Annotated in this window: 19 protein-coding genes; 8 read left to right on the forward strand and 11 right to left on the reverse strand. The window is 73.1% G+C overall.

Going from position 1 to position 21,556, the window contains the following annotated elements; genetic code table 11:
• Nucleotide 1: 1 nt before the first annotated feature.
• Nucleotides 2-2,458, forward strand: a complete 2,457-nt coding sequence (locus tag Sdi02f_RS29765; RefSeq protein WP_108934342.1) for a bifunctional salicylyl-CoA 5-hydroxylase/oxidoreductase — start codon at nt 2-4, stop codon at nt 2,456-2,458.
• Here Sdi02f_RS29765 and Sdi02f_RS29770 read toward each other — a convergent pair.
• The 3 genes from Sdi02f_RS29770 to Sdi02f_RS29780 form a co-directional block, all read right to left on the reverse strand.
• Nucleotides 2,446-3,357 (reverse strand): sulfotransferase family protein, encoded by a 912-nt coding sequence (locus Sdi02f_RS29770; RefSeq protein WP_108934343.1) that lies wholly within the window; start codon nt 3,355-3,357, stop codon nt 2,446-2,448. The genes Sdi02f_RS29765 and Sdi02f_RS29770 overlap by 13 nt on opposite strands.
• A gap of 83 nt (nt 3,358-3,440) precedes the next feature.
• The gene (locus Sdi02f_RS29775) at nt 3,441-4,298 is read right to left on the reverse strand and encodes a PaaX family transcriptional regulator (protein ID WP_030402477.1); all 858 of its coding nucleotides are present in this window, start codon (nt 4,296-4,298) and stop codon (nt 3,441-3,443) included.
• 15 nt (nt 4,299-4,313) lie between these two features.
• Nucleotides 4,314-5,990 carry an AMP-binding protein gene (locus Sdi02f_RS29780; RefSeq protein ID WP_051849752.1) on the reverse strand — a complete coding sequence of 559 codons (1,677 nt, stop codon included), beginning with the start codon at nt 5,988-5,990 and terminating at the stop codon, nt 4,314-4,316.
• A 128-nt stretch (nt 5,991-6,118) separates the two neighbouring features.
• On the opposite strand from Sdi02f_RS29780, the gene Sdi02f_RS29785 reads away from it, so the two are divergent.
• The 3 genes from Sdi02f_RS29785 to Sdi02f_RS29795 are packed head-to-tail and all read left to right on the forward strand — an operon-like array spanning nt 6,119 to nt 8,619.
• A complete protein-coding gene (locus Sdi02f_RS29785; protein WP_245962249.1) occupies nt 6,119-7,369 on the forward strand; it encodes an acyl-CoA dehydrogenase family protein in 1,251 nt (416 codons plus the stop codon).
• Nucleotides 7,366-7,764 (forward strand): RidA family protein, encoded by a 399-nt coding sequence (locus tag Sdi02f_RS29790; RefSeq protein WP_030402474.1) that lies wholly within the window; start codon nt 7,366-7,368, stop codon nt 7,762-7,764. The genes Sdi02f_RS29785 and Sdi02f_RS29790 overlap by 4 nt, the downstream gene beginning before the upstream one ends.
• A 27-nt stretch (nt 7,765-7,791) precedes the next feature.
• Nucleotides 7,792-8,619 (forward strand): alpha/beta fold hydrolase, encoded by an 828-nt coding sequence (locus Sdi02f_RS29795; RefSeq protein WP_108934344.1) that lies wholly within the window; start codon nt 7,792-7,794, stop codon nt 8,617-8,619.
• Between the two features lie 25 nt (nt 8,620-8,644).
• Here the strand turns inward: Sdi02f_RS29795 and Sdi02f_RS29800 are convergent, their stop codons facing one another.
• Nucleotides 8,645-8,854 (reverse strand): DUF5999 family protein, encoded by a 210-nt coding sequence (locus Sdi02f_RS29800; RefSeq protein WP_030402472.1) that lies wholly within the window; start codon nt 8,852-8,854, stop codon nt 8,645-8,647.
• A gap of 264 nt (nt 8,855-9,118) precedes the next feature.
• On the opposite strand from Sdi02f_RS29800, the gene Sdi02f_RS29805 reads away from it, so the two are divergent.
• Entirely contained in the window at nt 9,119-9,562 is a 444-nt protein-coding gene (locus Sdi02f_RS29805) for a DUF6299 family protein (RefSeq protein ID WP_030402471.1), read from the forward strand.
• A 122-nt stretch (nt 9,563-9,684) separates the two neighbouring features.
• Here the strand turns inward: Sdi02f_RS29805 and Sdi02f_RS29810 are convergent, their stop codons facing one another.
• Both Sdi02f_RS29810 and Sdi02f_RS29815 read right to left on the reverse strand, forming a co-directional pair.
• Nucleotides 9,685-10,536 carry a DUF2637 domain-containing protein gene (locus tag Sdi02f_RS29810; protein WP_174843412.1) on the reverse strand — a complete coding sequence of 284 codons (852 nt, stop codon included), beginning with the start codon at nt 10,534-10,536 and terminating at the stop codon, nt 9,685-9,687.
• A gap of 301 nt (nt 10,537-10,837) precedes the next feature.
• On the reverse strand, nt 10,838-11,647 hold the full coding sequence (locus Sdi02f_RS29815) for a TetR/AcrR family transcriptional regulator (RefSeq protein ID WP_051783494.1): 810 nt from the start codon (nt 11,645-11,647) through the stop codon (nt 10,838-10,840).
• Between the two features lie 107 nt (nt 11,648-11,754).
• Here Sdi02f_RS29815 and Sdi02f_RS29820 point away from each other — a divergent pair, with 107 nt between their 5' ends.
• The 3 genes from Sdi02f_RS29820 to Sdi02f_RS29830 all read left to right on the forward strand — a co-directional run bounded on the left by Sdi02f_RS29820 (nt 11,755) and on the right by Sdi02f_RS29830 (nt 15,028).
• Nucleotides 11,755-12,780, forward strand: a complete 1,026-nt coding sequence (locus tag Sdi02f_RS29820) for an ATP-binding cassette domain-containing protein (RefSeq protein ID WP_063788284.1) — start codon at nt 11,755-11,757, stop codon at nt 12,778-12,780.
• Nucleotides 12,777-13,592, forward strand: coding sequence for an ABC transporter permease (locus Sdi02f_RS29825; RefSeq protein ID WP_030402467.1), 816 nt, complete (start codon nt 12,777-12,779; stop codon nt 13,590-13,592). The genes Sdi02f_RS29820 and Sdi02f_RS29825 overlap by 4 nt, the downstream gene beginning before the upstream one ends.
• 71 nt (nt 13,593-13,663) lie before the next feature.
• Complete coding sequence (locus Sdi02f_RS29830) at nt 13,664-15,028, forward strand: carotenoid oxygenase family protein (RefSeq protein ID WP_108934346.1); 1,365 nt, start codon at nt 13,664-13,666, stop codon at nt 15,026-15,028.
• Here the strand turns inward: Sdi02f_RS29830 and Sdi02f_RS29835 are convergent.
• Genes Sdi02f_RS29835 through Sdi02f_RS29855 form a run of 5 tightly spaced genes read right to left on the reverse strand, consistent with a single transcriptional unit; the run spans nt 14,938 to nt 21,555 of the window.
• On the reverse strand, nt 14,938-16,335 hold the full coding sequence (locus Sdi02f_RS29835) for an activator-dependent family glycosyltransferase (RefSeq protein ID WP_063885100.1): 1,398 nt from the start codon (nt 16,333-16,335) through the stop codon (nt 14,938-14,940). The genes Sdi02f_RS29830 and Sdi02f_RS29835 overlap by 91 nt on opposite strands.
• Nucleotides 16,336-16,387: 52 nt before the next feature.
• Nucleotides 16,388-17,674: an activator-dependent family glycosyltransferase gene (locus Sdi02f_RS29840; protein ID WP_030402464.1), complete on the reverse strand. Its 1,287-nt coding sequence runs from the start codon at nt 17,672-17,674 to the stop codon at nt 16,388-16,390.
• Nucleotides 17,675-17,730: 56 nt separating this feature from the next.
• Complete coding sequence (locus tag Sdi02f_RS29845; protein ID WP_108934347.1) at nt 17,731-18,927, reverse strand: class I SAM-dependent methyltransferase; 1,197 nt, start codon at nt 18,925-18,927, stop codon at nt 17,731-17,733.
• Between the two features lie 40 nt (nt 18,928-18,967).
• Entirely contained in the window at nt 18,968-20,410 is a 1,443-nt protein-coding gene (locus Sdi02f_RS29850; RefSeq protein WP_053638043.1) for an NDP-hexose 2,3-dehydratase family protein, read from the reverse strand.
• Between the two features lie 35 nt (nt 20,411-20,445).
• Complete coding sequence (locus Sdi02f_RS29855) at nt 20,446-21,555, reverse strand: DegT/DnrJ/EryC1/StrS family aminotransferase (RefSeq protein WP_030402461.1); 1,110 nt, start codon at nt 21,553-21,555, stop codon at nt 20,446-20,448.
• Between the last annotated feature and the right edge of the window lies 1 nt (nt 21,556).

A 21,556-nucleotide genomic window follows, 5' to 3' on the forward strand; every position in this document is an offset into this window, starting at 1 on the left:
GATGCCGTCGACGCGGGGGAGTGTGCCGGACCCGGGGGCGCCGGGAGGTGCCGATCAGCGGCTCCGCCGCGGGGCGCGGGCACCCGCACCGCACCCGCACGCGCCGGACGACCGCGGCCGCCCCCACCGCATCGCGATCGTCGGCGGGGGCCCCGGCGGCCTCTACACCGCCGCCCTCCTCAAACGCCTCGCCCCCGACCGCGAGGTCACCGTCTACGAGCGCAACGCCCCCGACGACACCTTCGGCTTCGGCGTGGTCCTCTCCGACGAAACCCTCGGCGGCATCGAACACGCCGACCCCGCCGTCCACGAGGCCCTCAAGGCGCACTTCGTCCGCTGGGACGACATCGACATCGTCCACCGGGGCATCCGCCACACCTCAGGAGGACACCGCTTCGCCGCCCTCGGCCGTCGCCGCCTCCTCGGCATCCTCCACGACCGCTGCCGCGACCTCGGCGTGGACCTCCGCTTCCGCACCGAGGCCCCGCCCTCCGACCGGCTCGCGCGGACCCACGACCTCGTCGTCGCCGCCGACGGCGTGCACAGCGCCGTCCGCGAGGCCCACCGCGACGTCTTCCGCCCGCACGTCACCTACCACCGCTGCCGCTACATCTGGCTCGCCGCCGACTTCGCCTTCGACGCCTTCCGCTTCGAGATCGCCGAGACCGAGCACGGCGTGATGCAACTGCACGGCTACCCCTACTCCCGCCCGTCGCCCGACCAGCAGCCGTCAACGAGGCCCCGCGGGCCGCAGCACGAAGCCGCGTCGACCGTCATCGTCGAGATGCGCGAAGAGGTCTGGCGGGCGGCCGGCTTCGACGCGCTCGACGAAACGGAATCCACCGCCCGGTGCGCCAAGATCTTCGCCGACGCCCTCGGCGGGCGGCCGCTGCGCTCCAACAACTCGGCGTGGACCACCTTCCGCACGGTCGTCAACGCACGCTGGTCGCACGGCAACGTCGTCCTGCTCGGCGACGCCGCCCACACCGCGCACTTCTCCATCGGTTCCGGCACCAAACTCGCCGTGGAGGACGCCCTCGCGCTCGCCGCCTGCCTGGAGGAGCGGCCCACCCTCCGGGAGGCGCTCGGCGCGTACGAGGAGGAACGGCGCCCCGTCGTCGCCTCCACGCAGCGGGCGGCCCGGGCCAGCCTGGAGTGGTTCGAGGACCTGGGCCGGTACGTCGGCCAGCCGCCGCGCCGGTTCGCCTTCAACCTGCTCACCCGCAGCCGCCGGGTCACCCACGGCAACCTGCGGCTGCGCGACGCCGGCTTCACCGACTCCGTCGAGCGCGAGTTCGGCTGCCCGCCCGGCACGCCCCCGATGTTCACACCGTTGCCACTGCGCGGCCTGACCCTGCGCAACCGCGTCGTCGTCTCCGCGATGGACATGTACTCGGCCGACGACGGGGTCCCCGGCGACTTCCACCTGGTCCACCTGGGCGCCCGGGCCCTGGGCGGTGCCGCCCTGGTCATGACCGAGATGGTGTGCGTCAGCGCCGAGGGCCGCATCACGCCCGGCTGCACGGGCCTCTACACCGGCCGCCAGGGCGGGGCATGGCGGCGGATCACGGACTTCGTGCACGACAGCGCGCCCGGCACCGCGATCGGCGTGCAGCTCGGGCACAGCGGCCGCAAGGGCTCGACCCGGCTGATGTGGGAGGGCATGGACGAACCGCTGCCCGACGGCAACTGGCCCCTCGTGGCCCCCTCCCCGCTGCCGTACCGGCCCGGCAGCCAGACCCCGCGCGAGCTGACCCGGGCCCAACTGACCGACGTACGGCAGCAGTTCCGGGCCGCGGCCGAGCGGGCCGCCCACGCCGGGTTCGACCTGCTCGAACTGCACTGTGCCCACGGCTACCTGCTCTCCGGCTTCCTCTCCCCGCTCACCAACCACCGCACCGACGCCTACGGCGGCTCACTGGAGCGACGCCTGCGCTTCCCGCTGGAGGTCTTCGACGCCGTACGCGAGGTGTGGCCCGCCGAGCGGCCCATGACCGTACGCGTCTCCGCCACCGACTGGGCCGAGGGCGGCACCAGCGGAGAGGATGCGGTCCGCATCGCCCGGGCCTTCGCCGCGCACGGCGCCGACGCCATCGACGTGTCCACGGGGCAGGTCGTCGCCGAGGAGCGGCCGGAGTTCGGCCGGTCGTACCAGACGCCGTACGCGGACCGCATCCGGCACGAAGCGGGCGTCCCGGTGATCGCGGTCGGCGCCATCTCCTCCTGGGACGACGTCAACTCGCTGATCCTGGCCGGACGTGCCGATCTGTGCGCGCTGGGCCGCCCGCACCTCTACGACCCGCAGTGGACGCTGCACGCCGCCGCCGAACAGGGCTACGACGGACCGGGCGCCCCCTGGCCGGCGCCGTACCGGGCGGGCAGCCGTCCGCCGCGCACCGGACGCACCGACGCCCCCAGGCCGAGGCTGACCCTGCACGGCCCGCGTCAGGACGTGTAGCCCCAGGCCGCGCACATCGGGCGCAGCCGCTCGGGGATCTCGTCCTGCGGGGGCAGCGCCCGCCCCGGCTGGACGGTGCCGGTGCGGATGTTCTCGCGCCAGTCGCCCAGGCCCCTGACCAGCTCGGCGTTGCCCTTCTTGCCGTAGTGCAGCATCTGCGGCGCGTAGTCGACGCCGAGGTACGCGCACAGGCGGCGCATCTCGCGCTCGGGGTCGGCGGTGATGTCCTCGTAGCGCACGGTGAAGCCGTCGGCGTCCGCCGCGCGGGCCTCCTCGACGGCCGTCACGTACCGCAGCACGTCCGTGACGGCCCTCTCGTGCGGCCGCTTGACGGGGTCGCTTTCGTGCCAGGAACGGGCGATCGACGCGGGGTGGCGCAGCAGGAAGACGAAGCGGGCGTCGGGCCAGCAGTCCCTCAGGCGCCGGTACATGTACGCGTTGGCCGGTGTCTTCTCGACCACGAAGTCCTTGCCGGACCGGATGAGTTCACGGTGCAGGACGCGGTCCCACAGCAGGTGCTCCAGGTCGCCCCGGCGCAGGCCGAGTTCGCCCATCGCCCGCTCGGAGTGCCAGGTGGCGCAGGCGACCTCCAGCTTGCCGATGTGCAGTTCGTGCGGGGCGTGCAGCCGCGGGTGGGCGCCCGTCATCATCCGCAGCAGGGTGGAGCCGGAGCGGATGGAGGAGATGATGAAGACGGGCCGCCGCAGCAGCCGTTCGGCCGGCTGTTCCTCGGCCGTCGGACATCGGTAGGCGGCCGTCGGCCGCGCCGCGGGCCCGGCGGCGGGGGACTTCGCGGCGGGCCTCCCCTTCGGTTTCCCCTTGGCCGCCTGGGGCGCTCTGCGGACCTGCAGGCCGGTGGTGACGGTGAGGGCACGGTTCAAGTTGCGCGCGAGACTCATGCGTCCGCACGGTAGGAGGGAAACCTGAGAAGAGGATCTGAGCGGGCTGAGGGTTCACTGATCCCGTGCGGATGTGACGCGACTCACTGCTCGGGCGGTGCGGCCGGTCCCGGGAGGGGGCCCAGGGCCGCGTAGTGCGCGCCCGCGTCGCGCAGCCGCTCGTGCAGCGCCCGGAAGACCGCCGCCGAGCGCGTGCCGGGCCAGTCCCCGGGCAGCAGCCCGGCGGGCAGCCCCGGGTCCGTGTAGGGCAGGTGCCGCCAGGAGTCCAGGGCGAGGAGATAGTCGCGGTAGGCCTCCTCGGGCGGGGTGTCCGTCCGCCGTTCCCAGGCGTGCAGGACGCGCGCGTGCCGGTCGAGGAACGCCTCGTGCTCCTTGGCGATCGCGGCCAGGTCCCACCAGCGGGCCACCGCCTCGGCGGTCGGCGTGAAACCCAGGTGCTCCCCGCGGAAGAAGTCCACGTAGGAGTCCAGGCCGAGGCGGCCCAGCGCGTGCCGGGTCTCCTCGTACAGCCGGGCCGGGGCGATCCACACGCCGGGGGCCGCGGTGCCGAAGCCGAGACCGGCCAGGCGCGAGCGCAGGACGTGCCGCTTCTGCCGCTCCGACTCGGGCACGGAGAACACGGCGAGCACCCAGCCCTCGTCCTCGTGGGGCGCGGTGGCGTAGACGCGCCGGTCACCGTCCTCCAGCAACTGGCGGGCCTCGTCGGAGAGTCCGTAACCGGCCGCGCCCTCGGCCGTACGGGCGGGCAGCAGCAGCCCGCGCCGCTTCAGCCGGGACACCGACGAGCGCACGGAGGGCGCGTCCACCCCCACCGCCGCCAGCAGCCGGATCAGCTCGGCGACGGGCACCGGGCCCGGCGCGAAACGGCCGTAGGCGCCGTAGAGCGTGACGATGAGGGACCGCGGGGCGTGCTGTACGTGCTGGTCGGACACGTTGATCATCTTATGTCGTCGGCGTCAGGCCCGGCCGCCCAGGGGATCCGGCCGGGCCCCGGGAGGGGCGGCGGGGGCGGCGTCGGCGGGATCCAGGAGCCGGTGGCGCTGGAGCTTGCCGGTCGCCGTGCGCGGCAGCGCGTCCAGGAAGACGATCTCCCGCGGACACTTGTACGGCGCCAGCTCCGACCGCAGGAACGCGCGCAGCGCGTCGGCGTCCCGGCCGGCCCCCTCGCGCAGCACGGCGTGCGCCACCACCACCTGCCCCCGGCGCCCGTCGGGCCGGCCCACCACCGCCGCCTCCACGACGTCGGGATGGCGCAGCAGCGCGTCCTCCACCTCCGGACCGGCGATGTTGTACCCGGCGGAGATGATCATGTCGTCGGCACGGGCCACGTACCGGAAGTACCCGTCGGGCTCGCGGACGTAGGTGTCCCCGGTGACGTTCCAGCCGTCGCGCACGTACTCGCGCTGGCGCGGGTCGGCGAGGTAGCGGCACCCGACCGGCCCGCGCACCGCCAGCAGCCCCGGCTCCCCGTCGGGCACCGGCCTGCCCCGTTCGTCCTGCACGCGTGCCTGCCACCCCGGCACCGGTACACCCGTCGTGCCGGGCCTGATGGCGTCGTCCGCCGCCGAGACGAAGATGTGCAGCAGCTCGGTGGCGCCGATGCCGTTGATCACGCGCAGGCCGGTGCGCTCGTACCAGGCGCGCCAGGTGGCCGCGGGCAGGTTCTCGCCCGCCGAGACGCAGCGCCGGAGGCTGCCCAGGTCGTAGCCGTCCAGCTCGTCGAGCATCGCGCGGTAGGCGGTCGGCGCGGTGAACAGCACCGACACCCGGTGCTCGGCGACGGCCGGCAGGAGCTGCCGGGGGCCCGCCCGTTCGAGCAGCAGGGCGCTCGCACCGGCCCGCAGGGGGAAGACCACGAGCCCGCCGAGCCCGAAGGTGAAGCCGAGCGGCGGACTGCCCGCGAAGAGGTCGTCGGAGCGCGGCCGCAGCACGTGCTCGGAGAAGGTGTCCGCGATCGCCAGCACGTCGCGGTGGAAGTGCATGCAGCCCTTGGGCCGCCCGGTGGTGCCGGACGTGAACGCGATCAGCGCCACGTCGTCGGCGGCCGTGTCGACGGCCCGGTACGGCGTGCCGGGCGCCGCACCCGACGCCGTACGGCGGCGCAGGTCGTCCGGCGCGTCCCCGCCGAACGGCGTGATCGCGAGGCCCGCGACGTCCGCCCGGGCGAGGTCGTCGACGGACCGGACGTCGCACAGCGCGTGCCGCACCCGGGCGGTCTCGCAGATCGCGCGCAGCTCGTGCGGGCGCTGCTGGGCGAGCACCGTGACCGCCACCGCGCCCGCCTTCAGCACCGCCAGCCAGCACGCGGCCAGCCACGGGGTGGTGGGGCCGCGCAGCAGCACCCGGTTGCCCGGGACGACACCGAGGTCGCCGGTCAGCACGTGCGCGATCCGGTCGACGCGCTCGCGGAGCCCGCCGTAGGTCCAGGTGTCCCCGGACACGGTGCGGAAGGCGGGGCGGTCGTCGGGCGGGCCGGCGAGCAGCTCGGCGGCGCAGTTCAGCCGGGCCGGGTAGCGCAGCCGGGGCAGCTCGAAGAGGAGCTGCGGCCACTGCTCGGGGGGCGGCAGGTGGTCGCGCGCGAAGGTGTCGACATGGGCGGAGCGGTGCGGGTCCGCGTGGCGCGCATCGGCCATGGCGGTTCGCCCCCTTTGTCGTGGTGGGCTCGCGCCACGAGCGTATCGTGTCGGTGACGACAGTCAACGGGGCGCGATAGCCTCGGCCGTGGACCCGGAGGGCAGGACGGCAGGGGAAGGGACCGGCGATGACCGCATTCTCGCTCGAACCGGCACACGTCACCTGGTGCGAAGAGCTGCGCGCCCTCGCCGCCCAACGGCTGCGCCCGCTCGCGGAGAAGGGCGAGCCGGGCCGCGTCAACCGTGCCCTGGTCGCCGAACTGGGCGCCCTCGGCCTGCTGTCCCGCCTGTTCACGTCCGGCGCGCTCGACCTGTGCCTGATGCGCGAGTCCCTCGCCCGTGCCTGCACGGAGGCCGAGACCGCCCTCGCCCTCCAGGGCCTCGGCGCCCACCCCGTGCACACCCACGGCACCGAGGCCCAGCGCGCCCGCTGGCTCCCCCGCGTGAGCGACGGCACCGCGGTCGCCGCCTTCGCCCTCAGCGAGCCCGGCGCGGGCTCGGACGCGGCGGCGCTGTCCCTGCGCGCGGAACCGGACCCCCGGCCGGGCGGCCACCCCTCCGCCTGGCGGCTCACCGGGGAGAAGTGCTGGATCTCCAACGCCCCCGAGGCCGACTTCTACACCGTGTTCGCCCGCACCACCCCCGGCGCCGGCGCCCGCGGCGTCACCGCCTTCCTCGTGCCCGCCGACCGTCCCGGCCTCACCGGCAGCGCGCTCGACATGCTCTCGCCGCACCCCGTCGGCGCCCTCTCCTTCGACGCCGTGCCCGTCACCGCGGACGACGTCCTGGGCGCACCGGACGAGGGCTTCCGGGTGGCCATGGGCACCCTCAACCTGTTCCGCCCCAGCGTCGGCGCCTTCGCCGTCGGCATGGCGCAGGCCGCCCTCGACGCGACCCTCGCGCACACCACCGTCCGCGACGCCTTCGGCGGCACGCTGCGCGACCTCCAGGCCGTCTCCCACCAGGTCGCCGAGATGGCCCTGCGCACCGAGGCGGCCCGCCTGATGGTGTACGCGGCGGCGACGGCGTACGACGCGGGCGCCCCGGACGTCCCGAAGCGCGCCGCGATGGCGAAGCTCCTCGCCACCGAGACCGCCCAGTACGTCGTCGACCGCGCCGTCCAGCTCCACGGCGCCCGCGCCCTGCGCCGCGGCCACCTCCTCGAACACCTCTACCGCGAGGTGCGCGCCCCCCGCATCTACGAGGGCGCGAGCGAGGTGCAGCGCGGCATCGTCGCCAAGGAGCTGTACCGCACGTACCACCCCGACGCCACGACGACAGAGACGACAGAGACGACAGAGACGACAGAGACGGCCGAGACGGCCGAGACGACCGAGACGGCCGAGACGACCGAGACGACCGAGGAGACCGGAGCATGACCGCCGAACGGATCAACCCGCCCGAACTGTCCCCGCCCACCGGTTTCTCCCACGCCGTCGTCGCCACCGGCACCCGCGTCGTCCTCCTCGCCGGGCAGACCGCCCTCGACAGCGACGGCGCGATCACCGGCGACACCCTCCCCGCCCAGTTCGAACGGGCCCTCACCAACCTCCTCACCGCCTTGCGCGCCGCCGGGGGCACCCCCGCCGACCTGGCCCGCGTCACCGTCTACGCCACCGACGTCGCCGCCTACCGCACCCACGCCGCCGACCTGGGCCGCACCTGGCGCGAGCTGGCCGGCCGCGACTACCCGGCGATGGCGGTCGTGGAGGTCGTACGGCTCTGGGACGAACGGGCGCTGGTGGAGCTCGACGGCTTCGCCGTACTGCCGTAGCGGGCGCGCGGCCCCTACGCTTCCGGCATGCCGGACATCGAACTGAGCGCGGGCACCATCGAGTACGAGGACACGGGCGGCGACGGCCCGGTCGTCGTCCTCCTCCACGGCCTCGTCCACGACGCCACCGTCTGGCGAGGAGTCGTCGCCGACCTGTGCACCGACCACCGGGTGATCGCGCCCACCCTGCCCTACGGCGCCCACCGTCGCCCGATGCGCCGGCCGCCCACGCCCGACCTGGTCAACGAGCTGATCGCCGAGTTCCTCGACCGTCTCGACCTGACCGGCGTCACCCTCGTCGAGAACGACTGCGGACGCGCCCAGACGGTGGCCGCCCGGCATCCGGAGCGGCTCGCGCGGCTGGCGCTCGTCGCGTGCGAGGCGTTCGACAACTACCCGCCGGGCCTGCCGGGAAAGCTGATCGGCCTCGCCTGCCGGACGCCCGGCGGAGTGTCCGCGCTGGTCCGCGTTCTGGGCCTCGCACCCCTGCGCCGCCTGCCCGTCGGCATCGGCGCCCTGACCAAGCGGCCCGTACCGGACGAGGTCGTGGACGGCTGGCTGCGCCCGCTGCGCACCGACCCGGCGGTCCGGCGCGACTTCCGGCACTACAACACGCACGTCCGCCGCGACGAACTCCTCGAAGCCGCCCAGGGATTGCGGCGGTTCGACCGGCCCGCGCTCGTGGTCTGGGCGACCGAGGACCTGATGATGCCCCGCGCCCACGGCCGGCGCCTGGCCGAACTCCTCCCGCAGGGGCGGCTGGTGGAGGTCGAGGACTCCCGGACGCTGATCCCCGAGGACCAGCCGGAACTGCTCGCCTCCCTGCTGCGGGAGTTCGTCGCCGGCCGGCCCTGACCGCCGCCCGGCGCCCCGCGGTCGCTCAGGCGGCCACGGCCAGGGGTCCGCCCGGCAGCCGGCGCGGGGCGACGGCCTGGCCGTCGGGCCGCAGTTCACCGGTGTCGTCGAAGACGATCGTGCCGTCGCACAGCAGGTTCCACCCCTGCTCCGGGTGGGCGGCGACGACGTGCGCGCCCTCGGCGCGCGCCTCGGGGGACGCGGCCGCGGGGCAGGAAGGCCGGCGGGTACACATGGCGCACCTCCACGTCGAAGGACCGTCCCTTCGCCGAGACCGTCGCGTGCACCGACCGTGCCCCCGCCGGGAGGCCGCCGCCAAGAGCCCGGGCGCGAGCGTGACAACACCCGGACGAACCGGCGACGGTTCCACGACGGTGGCCGGGCTGAGGCCGGCGGGCCGACGCGGACTCGCCACCGAAGGGGTGACGGTCACTGCCGCCCGCCCCTTCGCCCGGTACCAGTGGAATCCCCTCATTCCGACCGACCGGGAGATTCCCCCATGCGCGTAAGATCCGCCGCCCTCGCCACGGCCGCCGGTGCCGCCCTCCTCCTGCTCACCGCGCCCGCCGCGCCCGCCGCGCCCCACGACGCCCGTCTCGCCGCCGAGTCGGTGACCGTCGACCCCGTCGGCCGCATCGCCGCCGACGGCAGCGTCACCCTCACCGGCACCTACCGCTGCACCGGGGGCACCGGCCCGGTCTTCGTCAGCTCCTCCGTGAGCCAGAGCGACCCGTCCGTCCGGTACGGCGTCGGCGGCACCCGCGCGGTCTGCGACGGACTGGAGCACCGCTGGGCCAACACCGGCACGCCCGACCAGGTCGTCCTCAAGCCCGGCGCGGCCCAGGTCGAGGCCACCTTGATGGAGCTGCGCCCGATGGGCATCGTGCCGCTCCCGAGCTTCCACGCCCGGCAGACGCAGGACGTGACCCTGACGGCGTCCTGATCCCGCCCGGCGGCCTCCGGGCCCGCCCGCACACACGGCCGGGACCGACTTCCGCATTCCTTTTCCCGCGCACCTCCGGGAATGCACGGAAGCCCGGTCCGGCCACTTCCAGAAGCTCCGGTTCAGATTCTTTTCCCGGGGCGCGGGCCCGGCCGTGACGAGCGCGGATGATTCTGCCGCTGCTGCGGAAGGGACACCGCGTCGGAGGCCGCCCGGCCCGACGGGTCGTCACCCGGAGTGACCGTGGCGCGCTGCCGGTGCCGCGGCACCGCCCGCCGGGGCGGACGGGTGAGCGTGATCTGCCGGACGACCTGCTGGAAGCAGACCAGCGAGGCCAGGCCGGGCAGGGCGGCCGCCGCGCCGTCGCTGACCGTCCGCGGCGCCTCCGCGACGCACAGGAACATCGCGATGGCGGAGAACAGCAGGACGACGGCCCAGGAGTGCACCGCCCGGCGCTGGTGCAACGCGGCCCTCAGCACCGCCAGCGAGGCCACCAGCCAGGGTCCGTAGACCAGCAGCGGCCACCAGGACACGACGCTGCCCCGGGTCCGGGTCACGGCCGCCAGCCGCAGCGGTTCGTAGGCCACCATGCCGCCGAACAGGCTCACGGAGGCGGCGATGACCGCGGCGAGCGCGGCGACGAACAGGCTCGCCGCACGCAGCCGGCTCACCTTTCTCCCTCTGCGGACCCTGCGGTGACTCGTCGGGGACTCCCTCAACGGGGGCAGTTCCGCCGTGATCTCCTGGAGATTGCTCAGCGGTGTGCCCGGGGCGGGTGCGAGCGCCGAAGGGTCGGGGGAAAAGGGGGCGCCGGTCTGCTGCTCCATCGCGTCCTGGAGCAGGAACGCCAGCTCCTCGGCCGGGTCCCAGCCGGGCTCCGGCGGCACCAGGGTCTCCTGGAAGGCCTGCTCGGGCGCCCGGTGCCGGCCCGTGCCCGTACCGGTGGCGTGGAACGAGCCCTCGCCGTACGGCATGGGGGGATGGGTGTGCCAGGGGTGAGTGTGTTCTTCGTACACGAGGTGCCGGTCACTCCGCCCCGGTGCGCAGGCGCCGCAGGACCGGGGTGGTCGCGCGGAGAGCGACGGGGCGCCCGCCTCTGGTCAGAGTTCTGCCGCCCGGTGACGGACAGTGATCTCTGCCGGGCCTGCAGGCATACGGGCCAAGCGCCGTCGGTTCCCCGTTTTCCTCGGTCATATCCGAAGTAACGTCTGCCTAGTCCGTCGGATGCGCGGCAGTCGAGTGAACGATTTCTGCGATCCTTACCCAATCCCGAATTCACACCGGTCCGGTCGCGGAGGCGGATGTGCCCAAGGGACAGGTGGCCGTGCGCTCCTCGACGTACCTCTCGATCCCGTCGAGCAGCCGCTGGAGTCCGAACTCCAGGTCGTGCGTCGTGCCTTCGCCCGGACCCGCGCCCGGCCGGAAGGCGCCCGCCGCCACCACCCGGGTCAGCGTCGGGAAGCGGTCGGTGTCCAGCACGCGCTCCAGGATCTGCGCGTAGTCCGCGCCGACCCGCTCGGCGGGCACGCCGGTGTGCGCGGCGGTCTGGGCCGCGGCGGTGGAGTGCCGGGCGAGGCCGGTCGCCGCTCCGTTGAGGAAGAGGCTCACGAACAGCATCTCCTCGGCGGTGAGGCCGGTGCCGTCCAGTGCGGAGAGCGAACTCTCCAGCCACGCGAGCTGGTTGGGGCCCAGGGGCGGGCCGCTCGCCTGCACCTGGAGCATCCACGGGTGCTGCTGGTAGCGCACCCACAGGGCCTGCACCCACCGCTCGATCCGGTTGCGCCACCCCTCGGCGGCGGGCAGCTGCGGCGGCGGGCCCGAAGCCGCGTCCATCATCGCGTCGACGAGCTGGTCCTTGCCGGGCACGTACCGGTACAGCGACATGGTGGTGAAGCCGAGCCGGCCGGCCACCTGCTGCATCGACAGGCCGTCGATGCCCTCGGCGTCGGCGATCTCGATCGCCGCGCGCACGATCTTCTCCAGGCTGAGCGCGGGCTTGGGGCCGCGGCTCGGTTTGTCCTTGGAGCCCCAGAGCAGATCCAGACTGCGGCTCAGCCGGTCGGCCCCGTCGTGCTCCGCTGCCATCCCGTGTACCCCTCGTCGGTCCCGTTGCCGTCTGTTGACCGCCTCATTGTAACTGTGTATAGGATACGCGGGTCAGTGTGTGACGTACACAGTTGTGGAGTCGACCTGTGGCCAACAGCTATGCGATCGAGATCTCGGGTCTCACCAAGTCCTATGGGGACGTGCATGTCCTCAAGGGCGTGGACCTCCAGGTCGAGCGTGGCACCATGCTCGCCCTCCTCGGGCCGAACGGAGCGGGCAAGACGACCCTGGTCCGGATCCTGAGCACCCTCATCGGCCCGACCGGCGGCACCGCCGTGGTCCACGGGCACGACGTGGTCCACCAGGCCGCCGGCGTGCGCCGGTCCATCGGGCTGGTCAGCCAGTTCATGGCCCTGGACTACGTGCACAGCGGCCGGGAGAACCTGGTCATGCTGGGCCGCCTCCAGCACCTGCGGGCCCCGGCCGCCCGCCGCCGGGCGGAAGAACTGCTGGAACAGTTCGACCTGGTGGAGGCCGCGGACCGGCCGGTGAAGACCTACTCCGGCGGTATGCGGCGCCGCCTCGACCTCGCCATCAGCCTGATCACCGCGCCGCCGGTGCTCTTCCTCGACGAGCCGACCGTCGGGCTCGACCCGCGCAGCCGCCGGACCCTGTGGGGGGTCATCCGGGAACTGCTCGCCAAGGGCTCGACGATCCTGCTGACCACGCAGTACCTGGAAGAGGCCGACCAGCTCGCGGACCGGGTCGCCGTGATCGACGAGGGACGCATCGCCGCGCAGGGCACGGCCACCGAGCTCAAGCAGCGCATCGGCGCCGAGCGGATGCAGGTGACCTTCGACACCGACGAGGACTTCCTCAAGGCCGACGCCCTGAGCCGGGCCGGGGACGAGCACCTCCAGTGGGACCGCGAGACGCGCACGGTGAGCGTCGCCACCGACGACCTGGAGCTGCTCGTCCGGACGCTGGACGAGCTGCGGCGGTCGGGGGCGCGGATCGGCTCCCTGGATGTGGCCAGACCGTCGCTGGACGACGTCTTCCTCACTCTCACCCAGCACACCTCCGCCACCGGGCAGCCCGGCACCCGGAGCGTCAACCCGCCCGCCGCGTCCGCGGCGGCCGGCGCCGAAACGGTAGGAAGCAGGAGCGAATGACGACCGCCACCACCTACGAGGAGGCCGTCCGCCCGTGCGGCGGGGGCTCCAGGATCGCCTGGGCGTTCAGCGACGCCCGGGTCCTCGCAGGGCGCTACGTGCGCCACATCCTGCGCCAGCCCGAGGAGATCGCGACCGCGGTCCTGATCCCCACCGTGCTCATGCTGATGTTCCGCTACATGCTCGGCGGCGCCGTCGACGCGGGCGGCTCCTCCTACGCCAACTTCCTGGTGCCGGGCATCCTGGCCATCGGTGTCACCCTCATCTCGGTCTCCACCACCGTGGGGGTCTTCCTCGACATGCAGGAAGGGTTCGTCGACCGGCTCCGGTCGATGTCCACCCTCGCCACCTCGGTCGTCATCGGGCACATCGTGGCGGCGGTGATGCGCGCCCTCATCGGCCTGGTGGTGCTCACCGCCATCGGATTCGCCGTGGGCTTCCGCCCCTCGGCCGGCGTCCTGCAGTATCTGGCCGCGTTCGCGCTGCTCATGCTCTTCGCCGTCGCCGTCGGCTGGATCTCCGCGCTCTTCGGGCAGCTCGCCAGGAGCACCGAGGGGGCCAGCGGCCTGGCCCTGACCCTGACCTTCCTGCCTTACGCGAGCAACGTGTTCGCGCCGACCGAGACCATGTCGCCCGGTCTGCGGGTCTTCGTCGAGCACCAGCCGGTCACCGCGGTCATCGACGCCGTGCGGGCGCTCCTGCTCGACCAGCCGGTGGGCAACGCGGCCTGGATCGCGGTGCTCTGGTGGGGCGGCATCATCGCCCTCGCCGTGCCGCTGTCCAACCGGCTCTTCCGGCGCCGGTTCTCCTGAGCCCGAGCCGTGACACGGGGCTCGCTCGCCGGGCAGGGCCCACGCACCGAACCGTCAGGAGCACCGCACCGATGAGTCGCTTTCTCGCTGGTCCCTTCGCCCCGGTCGACGAGGAGGTCACCGCCTTCGACCTCCCCGTCACCGGCCGTGTCCCCGGCGAGCTGGCCGGCCGCTACCTGCGCATCGGGCCCAACGCCCTCGGCGTCGAGGACCCCGCGGCCCACCACTGGATGTCGGGGCCGGGCATGGTGCACGGTGTCCGCATCCGCGACGGGCGCGCCGAGTGGTACCGCAATCGCTGGGTCCGCTCGGAGCAGGTGCGTGGCCTGCTCGGCGAGCCGTCCGGCGGCGCCGCTTGCGAGATCGGGATCGACTTCGCCTGCAACACCCACGTCATCGGCCACGGCGGCCGCACCCTGGCGCTGATGGAGGACTGGGCCTGCCCCCAGGAGCTGACCGCCGAGCTGGACACCGTCGGGCCGTACGCGCTCGGCGGTGTCCGACCCGGCTTCACCATGGGCGCCCACACCAAGCTCGACCCCCTGACCGGTGAACTGCACGGCCTGGCCTACCTCAGCGGGCGTCGGACGGCCAGGCACCTGGTGGTCGACGGGGCCGGCCGGCTCGTCCACGAGGCGGAGATCCCTCTCGACGGCAACCCGATGATGCACGACTTCGCCCTCACCGAGCGGTGGGTCGTCGTCTACGACTCCCCGGTGGTGTTCTCTCCCGAGGCGATGAGCACCGGCGCGAGGACGCCGTACACGCGTGACCCGCGGCGGCCGTCCCGCGTCGGGGTGCTGCCGCGTGCGGGGGGCGGTGTGCGCTGGTTCGAGGCGCCGGACGCCTTCGTCTCCCACACGCTCAACGCCTACGACGACGGCGAACGCGTCGTCCTCGAACTGGTCACGCTGCCCGCCGACTTCGACATCGCCGCCATGCGCATGAGCCGGTACGGCACCCTCGACCGGTGGACCGTCGACCTGTCGGCCGGCACGGTGTGCGAGCAGCGGCTGGACGACCGGCCACAGGAGTTCCCGAGGATCGCCGACACCGTCGTCTCCCGGCCGCACCGCTACGGCTACACCGCGGCCACGGCCGCCATGTACCAGGCGTACGTGCCCGCCGGGGACGGGTCGCTGCCCGACGAGGCCTTCGTCAACGCCCTGATCAAGCACGACACCGTACGCGGGACCAGCGAGGTCCACACCTTCGAGCGGGACGCCGCGGCCGGCGAGGCCGTGTTCGTGCCGGCGGCCGGCGGCCGGGCCGAGGACGACGGATACGTCATGGGGTACGTCCATGATCCGCGGCGGGGAGCGGCGGACCTGGTGATCCTCGCCGCTCAGGACTTCACGGCCGAGCCAATCGCGCGCATCCACCTGCCGCGCAGGGTGCCGCTGGGGCTGCACGGGAGCTGGCTGCCCGACCGGTGAACCGCCACCAGCCGCTCCACCTGTGGCACGACGGCACGCGGCGACGGCGTGGCGTGCAGCTCCCGCCGGACGGCGTGCGCCGCGCTCCGGAACGACGGCTCGCCGAGCAGCCGGGCCACTCCTGCCCGCAGCACCTCGGCCGACGCCTCCCGCGGGTCCACGAGCAGTCCGGCGCCGCGTGCCTCGATGTGGCGGCCCAGGTCGGTCTCGTCCCACCAGGGCGCGGGGACGGTGATGCTGGGCACGCCGTGGGTGAGGACGTTGCCGACGGTGCCGAAGCCGCCGTGGTGGATGACGGCCGCGCAGGTCGGCAGCAGGTCGTTGAGCGGCACGAAGTCGACGGCCCGGACGTTGTCCGGCAGCCCGGAGACCGCGGCGAGCTGGTCCTTGCTCAGCGTCACCACCAGTTCGATGTCGAGCTCGGCCAGCGTGCGCAGCAGCACCGAGACGGGCGGCTCGGCCGACGCCCCGTCACCGATCGACATCTGGTCCCGGCCCAGCAGCTCACGGCCCGACATGCCCAGCGACATGCACACCCGGGGACGCCGGGGCCGCTCCAGCACCCAACCGGGCACCGTGGACGGGCCGTTGTACGGGACGTAGCGCATTGGCAGCAGAGGGACGCCCACGGGCAGCTGCATCCAGGCAGGGGTCGGGTCGATGGTCCACTGGCCCGTCATCATCTCCACGGCGTCCTCCGGCTCGAACGGGAGGCCGTAGCGGGCGAGCCGTCCGGTGAGCCAGTCCGACAGCGGGTCGTCACGGGTCTGCGGCGGCTGTGCGGACAGCAGGTCGGCGTAGGCGCCGAGCATGTGCGCGTTGTAGTCCACGCCGAACAGCACCCGCGCGTGGGCGGCCCCGCAGGCCCGGGCCGCGACCGGGCCGACGAAGGTGAGCGCGTCCCAGAGCACCAGGTCGGGGCGCCAGGCGCGGGCGTGCTCCACCAGGTCGTCCATCATCGACTGGCCCGCCATGTGTTCGTACTCCATGGAGCAGCCGATGGTGTAGGTGCCCAGCACGTAGTTCCAGGTGAGCTTCTCCGGACGGGTCTCGGTGACCCCGCTCAGGCGCTGCCACACACCGCCCTGCTCCGCGCCCGCCCGGTCCTCGCCGGGGCGGAAGGAGGCCGACAGGTTCAGCTCGTCGCCGACGGGCACCGCGGTCAGCCCGGCCCGGGTGATGGCGTCGGTGACGTCCGGCTGACTGGCGACGCGCACTTCGTGGCCCGAGGCACGCAGCGCCCATGCGAGCGAGATGAGGTTGTACAGGTGCGGCTTGGCCGCGAACACGGTCAGCAGGACGCGCATGGGCCGGCTCCCTTCGGGCGTGGGCACGGACGGGGGCACCGCGACACGGACGTCACCGGTCCCCCTGGCGGGTGCGGTACGAACGGGCCCGTCGCTCCAGCTCCGGTACGAGGTCGTGGGGGCTCGGCGTGGCGAGCAGGTCCGCGCGGACGTCGGCTGCCCGGGCGGTGAAGGACGGGTCGTCGAGGAGGCGCCGCAGGTGGTCGCGGAGCGCGTCGAGATCCGGCCGGTGCGGGTCCATGAGGAACCCGGCGCCGCGTGCCGCGATGCGGCGGCCGAGGTCGGTCTCGTCCCACCAGGGCGCCGGGATGGTGATGCTGGGCACGCCGTGGGTGAGGACGCTGCCGACGGTGCCGAAGCCGCCGTGGTGGATGGCGGCCGCGCAGGTCGGCAGCAGGTCGTTGAGCGGCACGAAGTCGACGGGCCGGACGTTGTCCGGCAGCGCCGACGTACCGGCGAGCTGTCTGCTGTCGAGGGTGGCGACCAGCTCGATGTCGAAGTCGGCGAGCGCGTCGAGCAGGTCCCCGATGGACAGCAGGTCGCCGCCCAGCTGGTCCCGCCCGGACATGCCGAGGGACAGGCACACCCGGGGCCGGGCCGCCGGCTCGCGCACCCAGTCCGGCGCGGTGGTGGGCCCGTTGAACGGGACCAGCCGCACCGGAAGGTACGGCAGCGGCAGGCGGAACTGCATCCACGACGGCGTCGGGTCGATCGTCCACTGGCCGGTCAGCATCTCCAGCGTGTCCTCGGGCCCGGACTTCACCCCGTACCGGGCGAGCCGGCCCGCCGTCCACTCCGTGACGGGGTCCTCCCGCCGCTCGGGCGGCTGGGCGGCGAGGAGTTCGGTGTAGCGGCCGTACATCCGGGCCACGTAGTCCATCCCGAACAGCATCCGGGCGTGGGCGGCCCCGCAGGCCCGGGCCGCGACCGCGCCGGTGAAGGTGAGCGCGTCCCAGACCACCAGGTCGGGCTGCCACGCCTGGGCGAACTCCACCAGGTCGTCCATGACCTGGAGGCCCGCCAGGTACTCGTACTGCACCGAGCAGGCGACCGTGAAGGTGCCCAGGACCCGCTCCCAGCTCGGGTCGTCGGACGGGTCCTCGACCATGCTGCCGCTGACGCCCTGGAACGTCTGGGTGGTGGGCCCCTTGCCCGCGCCCCCCATGGAGAGCGGATCGCCGACGGGCACGGCGGTCAGGCCGGTACGCGTGATCGCCTCGGCGAGGTCGGGGTGACTCGCCACGCACACCTCGTGGCCGGCCGCCCGCAGCGCCCAGGCCAGCGGCACCAGGTTGTACATGTGCGTCTTGACTGCGAACACGGTGAACAGGACCCGCATGGAACTCTCCACGGCATGGTGCGTGCCCCAGCGGCACGGCTCGGACGGGGCACGCCTCAGACGATGTGGACCTCGGGCACGTAGAGGATCCAGCGCCCTCCGGCGTCGCGGAAGGCCTGTTCCTTGGCCATGATCTCCTCGGCGTGGTTCCAGGCGAACAGCAGTGCGTAGTCCGGGTAGGGGTCGCGGAACGCGGTGTCCGGGCGTACCGGGATGTGCATGCCGGGTGTCAGCTTTCCCTGCTTCGACGGAGTCGTGTCGCAGACGTAGGGCACGAGGTCGGGGCCGATGCCGCAGAAGTTCGTCACGGTGGAACTCTTGGCCGTGGCGCCGTAGCCGGCGATCCGGTGGCCCTGCGCCGTCAGGTCCCGCAGCAGGGCGACCAGGTCCCGGCGGACGGTGTGCACGGCCGCGCCGAACCGGTCGAGGCCGGCCGCCTCCCCGATGCCGCGGGCCGCCTCCTCGGCCAGCAGTTCGGCGACGGCCGCCGTGGGCGTGCGCCGGCCCGCCCGTGCGAGGGTGTAGCGGATCTGGCCGCCGTGCACCGGCAGCCGCTCGACGTCGACGAGCTGGAAGCCGAAGCACGCCGCCATGGAGGCCACCGAGCGGGCGGTGAAGAAGAAGACGTGCTCGTCGTAGATCTGGTCGAAGCTGGTCCGGGCCAGGATCTCGCCCAGGTACGGGTCCTCGAAGACGAACACCCCGTCGGGCGCCAGCAGGATGTCGGCGCCCTCGAAGACGGCGCCGAGACCGGGGATGTCGCACAGGGTGTTGGCGGAGTACACCACCTGCGCCGGTCCCTCGGCGGCCCGCACCTCGGCGGCCGACTCCGCGTCGAAGAAGGCGCTGTGCACCCGGCCCCCGGCGACCCCCGTCGGCTCGAAGGCGAGATGGCGCACCCCCGCGTCGGCGACGGTGCGCAGGGTGACGCCGTCGTTGCAGCCGATCTCCACGAAGAACGGGTCGGGGCCGCCCAGTTCCCGCGCGAGGAACCCGCGGCCCGTCTCCTCGAAGTGCGCGTGCATCACCGTGGAGCCGGCCGAGTGGTACGGGTAACCCTTGTGGAACAGCCGCTCCCGGGGGACGTCCTCGGTGAGCTGCACCATGCCGCAGGACGTGCAGGCGCCGACGGCGAGCCGGTAGCGGAACTCTTCACCGGTCGCGTCGGGACTGACGAACGCGGAGGACAGGGGATGGCTGCCGAAGTCGAGGAACTCGCGGACCGTGCTGCTGCATATCCGGCACTGTGACATGGGCGCGGACAACTCCGAAGGTCGAGTGGTCGTGGTGGGTTCAGACAACCGGAGGCTGCCCGGTGAGGCTGTGCAGGCAGGCCACCAGACTGCGCGCCTGAATGTTGACGTAGTGGCTGTGCCGCAGGAGGTCGACCAGTTGCCGCACCGTCATCCAGCGGAAGTCGGGGTGGCTGAAGCCGGCGTCGATGTCGGTTTCCACGACGAGGTACCGGTTGCGCGCGTGGTAGAAGCGCCCGCCCTCCTCGGAGAGCACGGCGTCGAACCGGATGCGGTCGGCGGGCGCGCCGAGGGCCTCGTCCAGGAACATCGGGCGCGCCGCGTCGGGCAGGTGATCGAAGTTGCGGGGGGTGCACTGCACGGTCGGGGACAGCTCCGCGACGTCCAGGTAGCCGGGCTCGACCAGGGCGTGCATCAGGACGTGCAGCACTCCGCCGATGGACTTCACCAGGAAGGCGACGACGCCGCCGTCGCGCGGTTTGATCATCGGCTGGGTCCAGCCGCCGACCTCCCTGCCGCCGGCCCGCACGTCCACGGCGATCAGCTCGAAGAACTGGCCGCTGTCGTGGGTGATGGCGTACTCGCCGCGCCGCCACTGCTCCAGGGCGTTCAGCGGCAGCGGGCGCGTGAGCACCTCGGAGCGGGTGCGCACCTCGGTGACCCAGTTCAGGATGTGGTCGTCCGGGTGCAGCGCGCCGCCGACGCCGTGGCACGAGCGCAGCAGTGCGGCGGTGAAGGAGTCGTCCTCGGGCCCCGGCGCCGGCCGGTGCGTGGGGCCGGAGAAGGGCAGGCAGGACAGGACGGTGCGGGCGTCCATGTTGACGATGTCGTCCAGGGCGAGCAACTGGTGGATCTGACCGAGGGTGAGCCACCGGAAGCCGTCGAGGAGTTCGACGTCCTCCGTGACCTCGACGATCATGTTCCGGTTGCGCTTGCGGTAGAACCACGAGCCCTGCTCGGACTGGCGGACGTCGGTGATGACGCGGTGCCGCCCGGGTTCCCTGAAGTAGTCCAGGTAGGGCACCGGGCGGCCCCGGTGGACGCGTGAGTAGTTGCTGCGGGTCGCCTGCACGGTGGGGGAGAGCTGGAGCCCGTTGACGTTCCCCGGTTCCACCTTGGCCTGCATCAGGAAGTGCAGTACGCCCTCGAACTCCTTCGCCAGGATGCCGAGGATGCCGATCTCCGGCTGGTTGATGATGGGCTGGGTCCAGTGCGGCACCGGCCCGTCGGGGACCGTCACGTCGAGCCCCTCGACCCGGAAGAAGCCGCCGCTGACATGGGCGAGGTTCCCGGTGACCGGGTCCGTGGTCCAGCCGGCCAGCTCGTCCAGGGGAATGGGCCGCACGTCCGTGTAGGCGCGCTCGGCGCACTCCTTGAACCACGGGTGGAAGGTGTCCAGCGGTGCGACCCGGCTGTCGCGGGCGTCGACGGACCGGCCGATCCGCCCCGGCACCGCCGCCGGAGCGGCGGGGTGTTCCGTCATCGAGGGCTCCTCGTCTGCTGTCGGGCGGCCTGCGGTCAGACGGTGCGCAGGACCTCGCGCAGCGCGTCGATCACCTTGTCCTGTACGTCCGGCGACAGGGACGGGTACATCGGCAGGGAGAAGATCTCGCCGGCCAGGGACTCGGTGACGGGCAGCGACCCTTCGGCATAACCGAGGTGCGCGTAGCCGCTCATGGTGTGGACCGGCCACGGGTAGCTGATGTTGAGCATGATGTCGTACGACTTCAGGGCTTCGATGACGGCGTCGCGGCGCGGGTGGCGGACCACGTACACGTAGTACACGTGCTCGTTGCCGGGCGTCGTGCGGGGCAGGACCAGCTCCGTGTCGCCGAGGCCCTCGGCGTACCGCTCGGCGACCGCACGGCGCCCCTGCACGTACTGGTCGAGCCGGCGCAGCTTGCGGCGGAGGATCTCCGCCTGCACCTCGTCCAGGCGGCTGTTGTGACCGGGGGAGCGGACGACGTAGTAGCGCTCCGCCATGCCGTAGTAGCGAAGCTGGCGCAGGGCGTCGGCGGTCTCGGCGCCGGAGGTGATGACGGCGCCGCCGTCGCCGTAGGCGCCGAGCACCTTGGTCGGGTAGAAGGAGAACGCCGCCGCGTCGCTCATGCTGCCGGCGGACCGGCCGTGGTGGGTGGCCCCGTGGGCCTGGGCGCAGTCCTCCAGAACGGCCAGACCGTGCCGGCCGGCGATCTCCCGCAGCGGTTCCATGTCCACGCACTGCCCGTACAGGTGCACCGGCAGCAGGCACCGGGTCCGGTCGGTGACGGCCGCCTCGACCTGGGCGGTGTCCATGAGGTAGTCCTCGGCGCGCACGTCGACGAAGACCGGCTTCGCGCCGGTGCCCTCGATGGCCACGACCGTCGGTGCCGCGGTGTTCGAGACGGTGATGACCTCGTCGCCGGGGCCGACGCCCAGGGCCTGGAGGCCGAGCTTGACCGCGTTGGTGCCGTTGTCGACGCCGACGCCGTGGGCGACGCCGTGATACGCCGCGAACTCCTCCTCGAAGCTCCGCACGCTGTTTCCGAGCACGAGCCTGCCGGACCGGAAGACATGGTCCACTGCGTCGAGGATATCGTCGCGCTCTTCCTCGTATTCCGCCAGATAATCCCAGACGAGCGTGGTCACA

Origin of the sequence: Streptomyces ardesiacus (assembly GCF_003112575.1) — a bacterium.
Classification (GTDB): Bacteria; Actinomycetota; Actinomycetes; order Streptomycetales; family Streptomycetaceae; genus Streptomyces; species Streptomyces ardesiacus.

Excerpts from the sequence above, each read along its gene's own strand:
- Sdi02f_RS29765 (WP_108934342.1), top strand. The coding sequence starts at position 2 with ATGCCGTCGACGCGGGGGAGTGTGCCGGACCCGGGGGCGCCGGGAGGT.
- Sdi02f_RS29770 (WP_108934343.1), bottom strand. The coding sequence starts at position 3,357 with ATGAGTCTCGCGCGCAACTTGAACCGTGCCCTCACCGTCACCACCGGC.
- Sdi02f_RS29775 (WP_030402477.1), bottom strand. The coding sequence starts at position 4,298 with ATGATCAACGTGTCCGACCAGCACGTACAGCACGCCCCGCGGTCCCTC.
- Sdi02f_RS29780 (WP_051849752.1), bottom strand. The coding sequence starts at position 5,990 with ATGGCCGATGCGCGCCACGCGGACCCGCACCGCTCCGCCCATGTCGAC.
- Sdi02f_RS29785 (WP_245962249.1), top strand. The coding sequence starts at position 6,119 with ATGACCGCATTCTCGCTCGAACCGGCACACGTCACCTGGTGCGAAGAG.
- Sdi02f_RS29790 (WP_030402474.1), top strand. The coding sequence starts at position 7,366 with ATGACCGCCGAACGGATCAACCCGCCCGAACTGTCCCCGCCCACCGGT.
- Sdi02f_RS29795 (WP_108934344.1), top strand. The coding sequence starts at position 7,792 with ATGCCGGACATCGAACTGAGCGCGGGCACCATCGAGTACGAGGACACG.
- Sdi02f_RS29800 (WP_030402472.1), bottom strand. The coding sequence starts at position 8,854 with ATGTGTACCCGCCGGCCTTCCTGCCCCGCGGCCGCGTCCCCCGAGGCG.
- Sdi02f_RS29805 (WP_030402471.1), top strand. The coding sequence starts at position 9,119 with ATGCGCGTAAGATCCGCCGCCCTCGCCACGGCCGCCGGTGCCGCCCTC.
- Sdi02f_RS29810 (WP_174843412.1), bottom strand. The coding sequence starts at position 10,536 with ATGCCGTACGGCGAGGGCTCGTTCCACGCCACCGGTACGGGCACGGGC.
- Sdi02f_RS29815 (WP_051783494.1), bottom strand. The coding sequence starts at position 11,647 with ATGGCAGCGGAGCACGACGGGGCCGACCGGCTGAGCCGCAGTCTGGAT.
- Sdi02f_RS29825 (WP_030402467.1), top strand. The coding sequence starts at position 12,777 with ATGACGACCGCCACCACCTACGAGGAGGCCGTCCGCCCGTGCGGCGGG.
- Sdi02f_RS29830 (WP_108934346.1), top strand. The coding sequence starts at position 13,664 with ATGAGTCGCTTTCTCGCTGGTCCCTTCGCCCCGGTCGACGAGGAGGTC.
- Sdi02f_RS29835 (WP_063885100.1), bottom strand. The coding sequence starts at position 16,335 with ATGCGCGTCCTGCTGACCGTGTTCGCGGCCAAGCCGCACCTGTACAAC.
- Sdi02f_RS29840 (WP_030402464.1), bottom strand. The coding sequence starts at position 17,674 with ATGCGGGTCCTGTTCACCGTGTTCGCAGTCAAGACGCACATGTACAAC.
- Sdi02f_RS29845 (WP_108934347.1), bottom strand. The coding sequence starts at position 18,927 with ATGTCACAGTGCCGGATATGCAGCAGCACGGTCCGCGAGTTCCTCGAC.
- Sdi02f_RS29850 (WP_053638043.1), bottom strand. The coding sequence starts at position 20,410 with ATGACGGAACACCCCGCCGCTCCGGCGGCGGTGCCGGGGCGGATCGGC.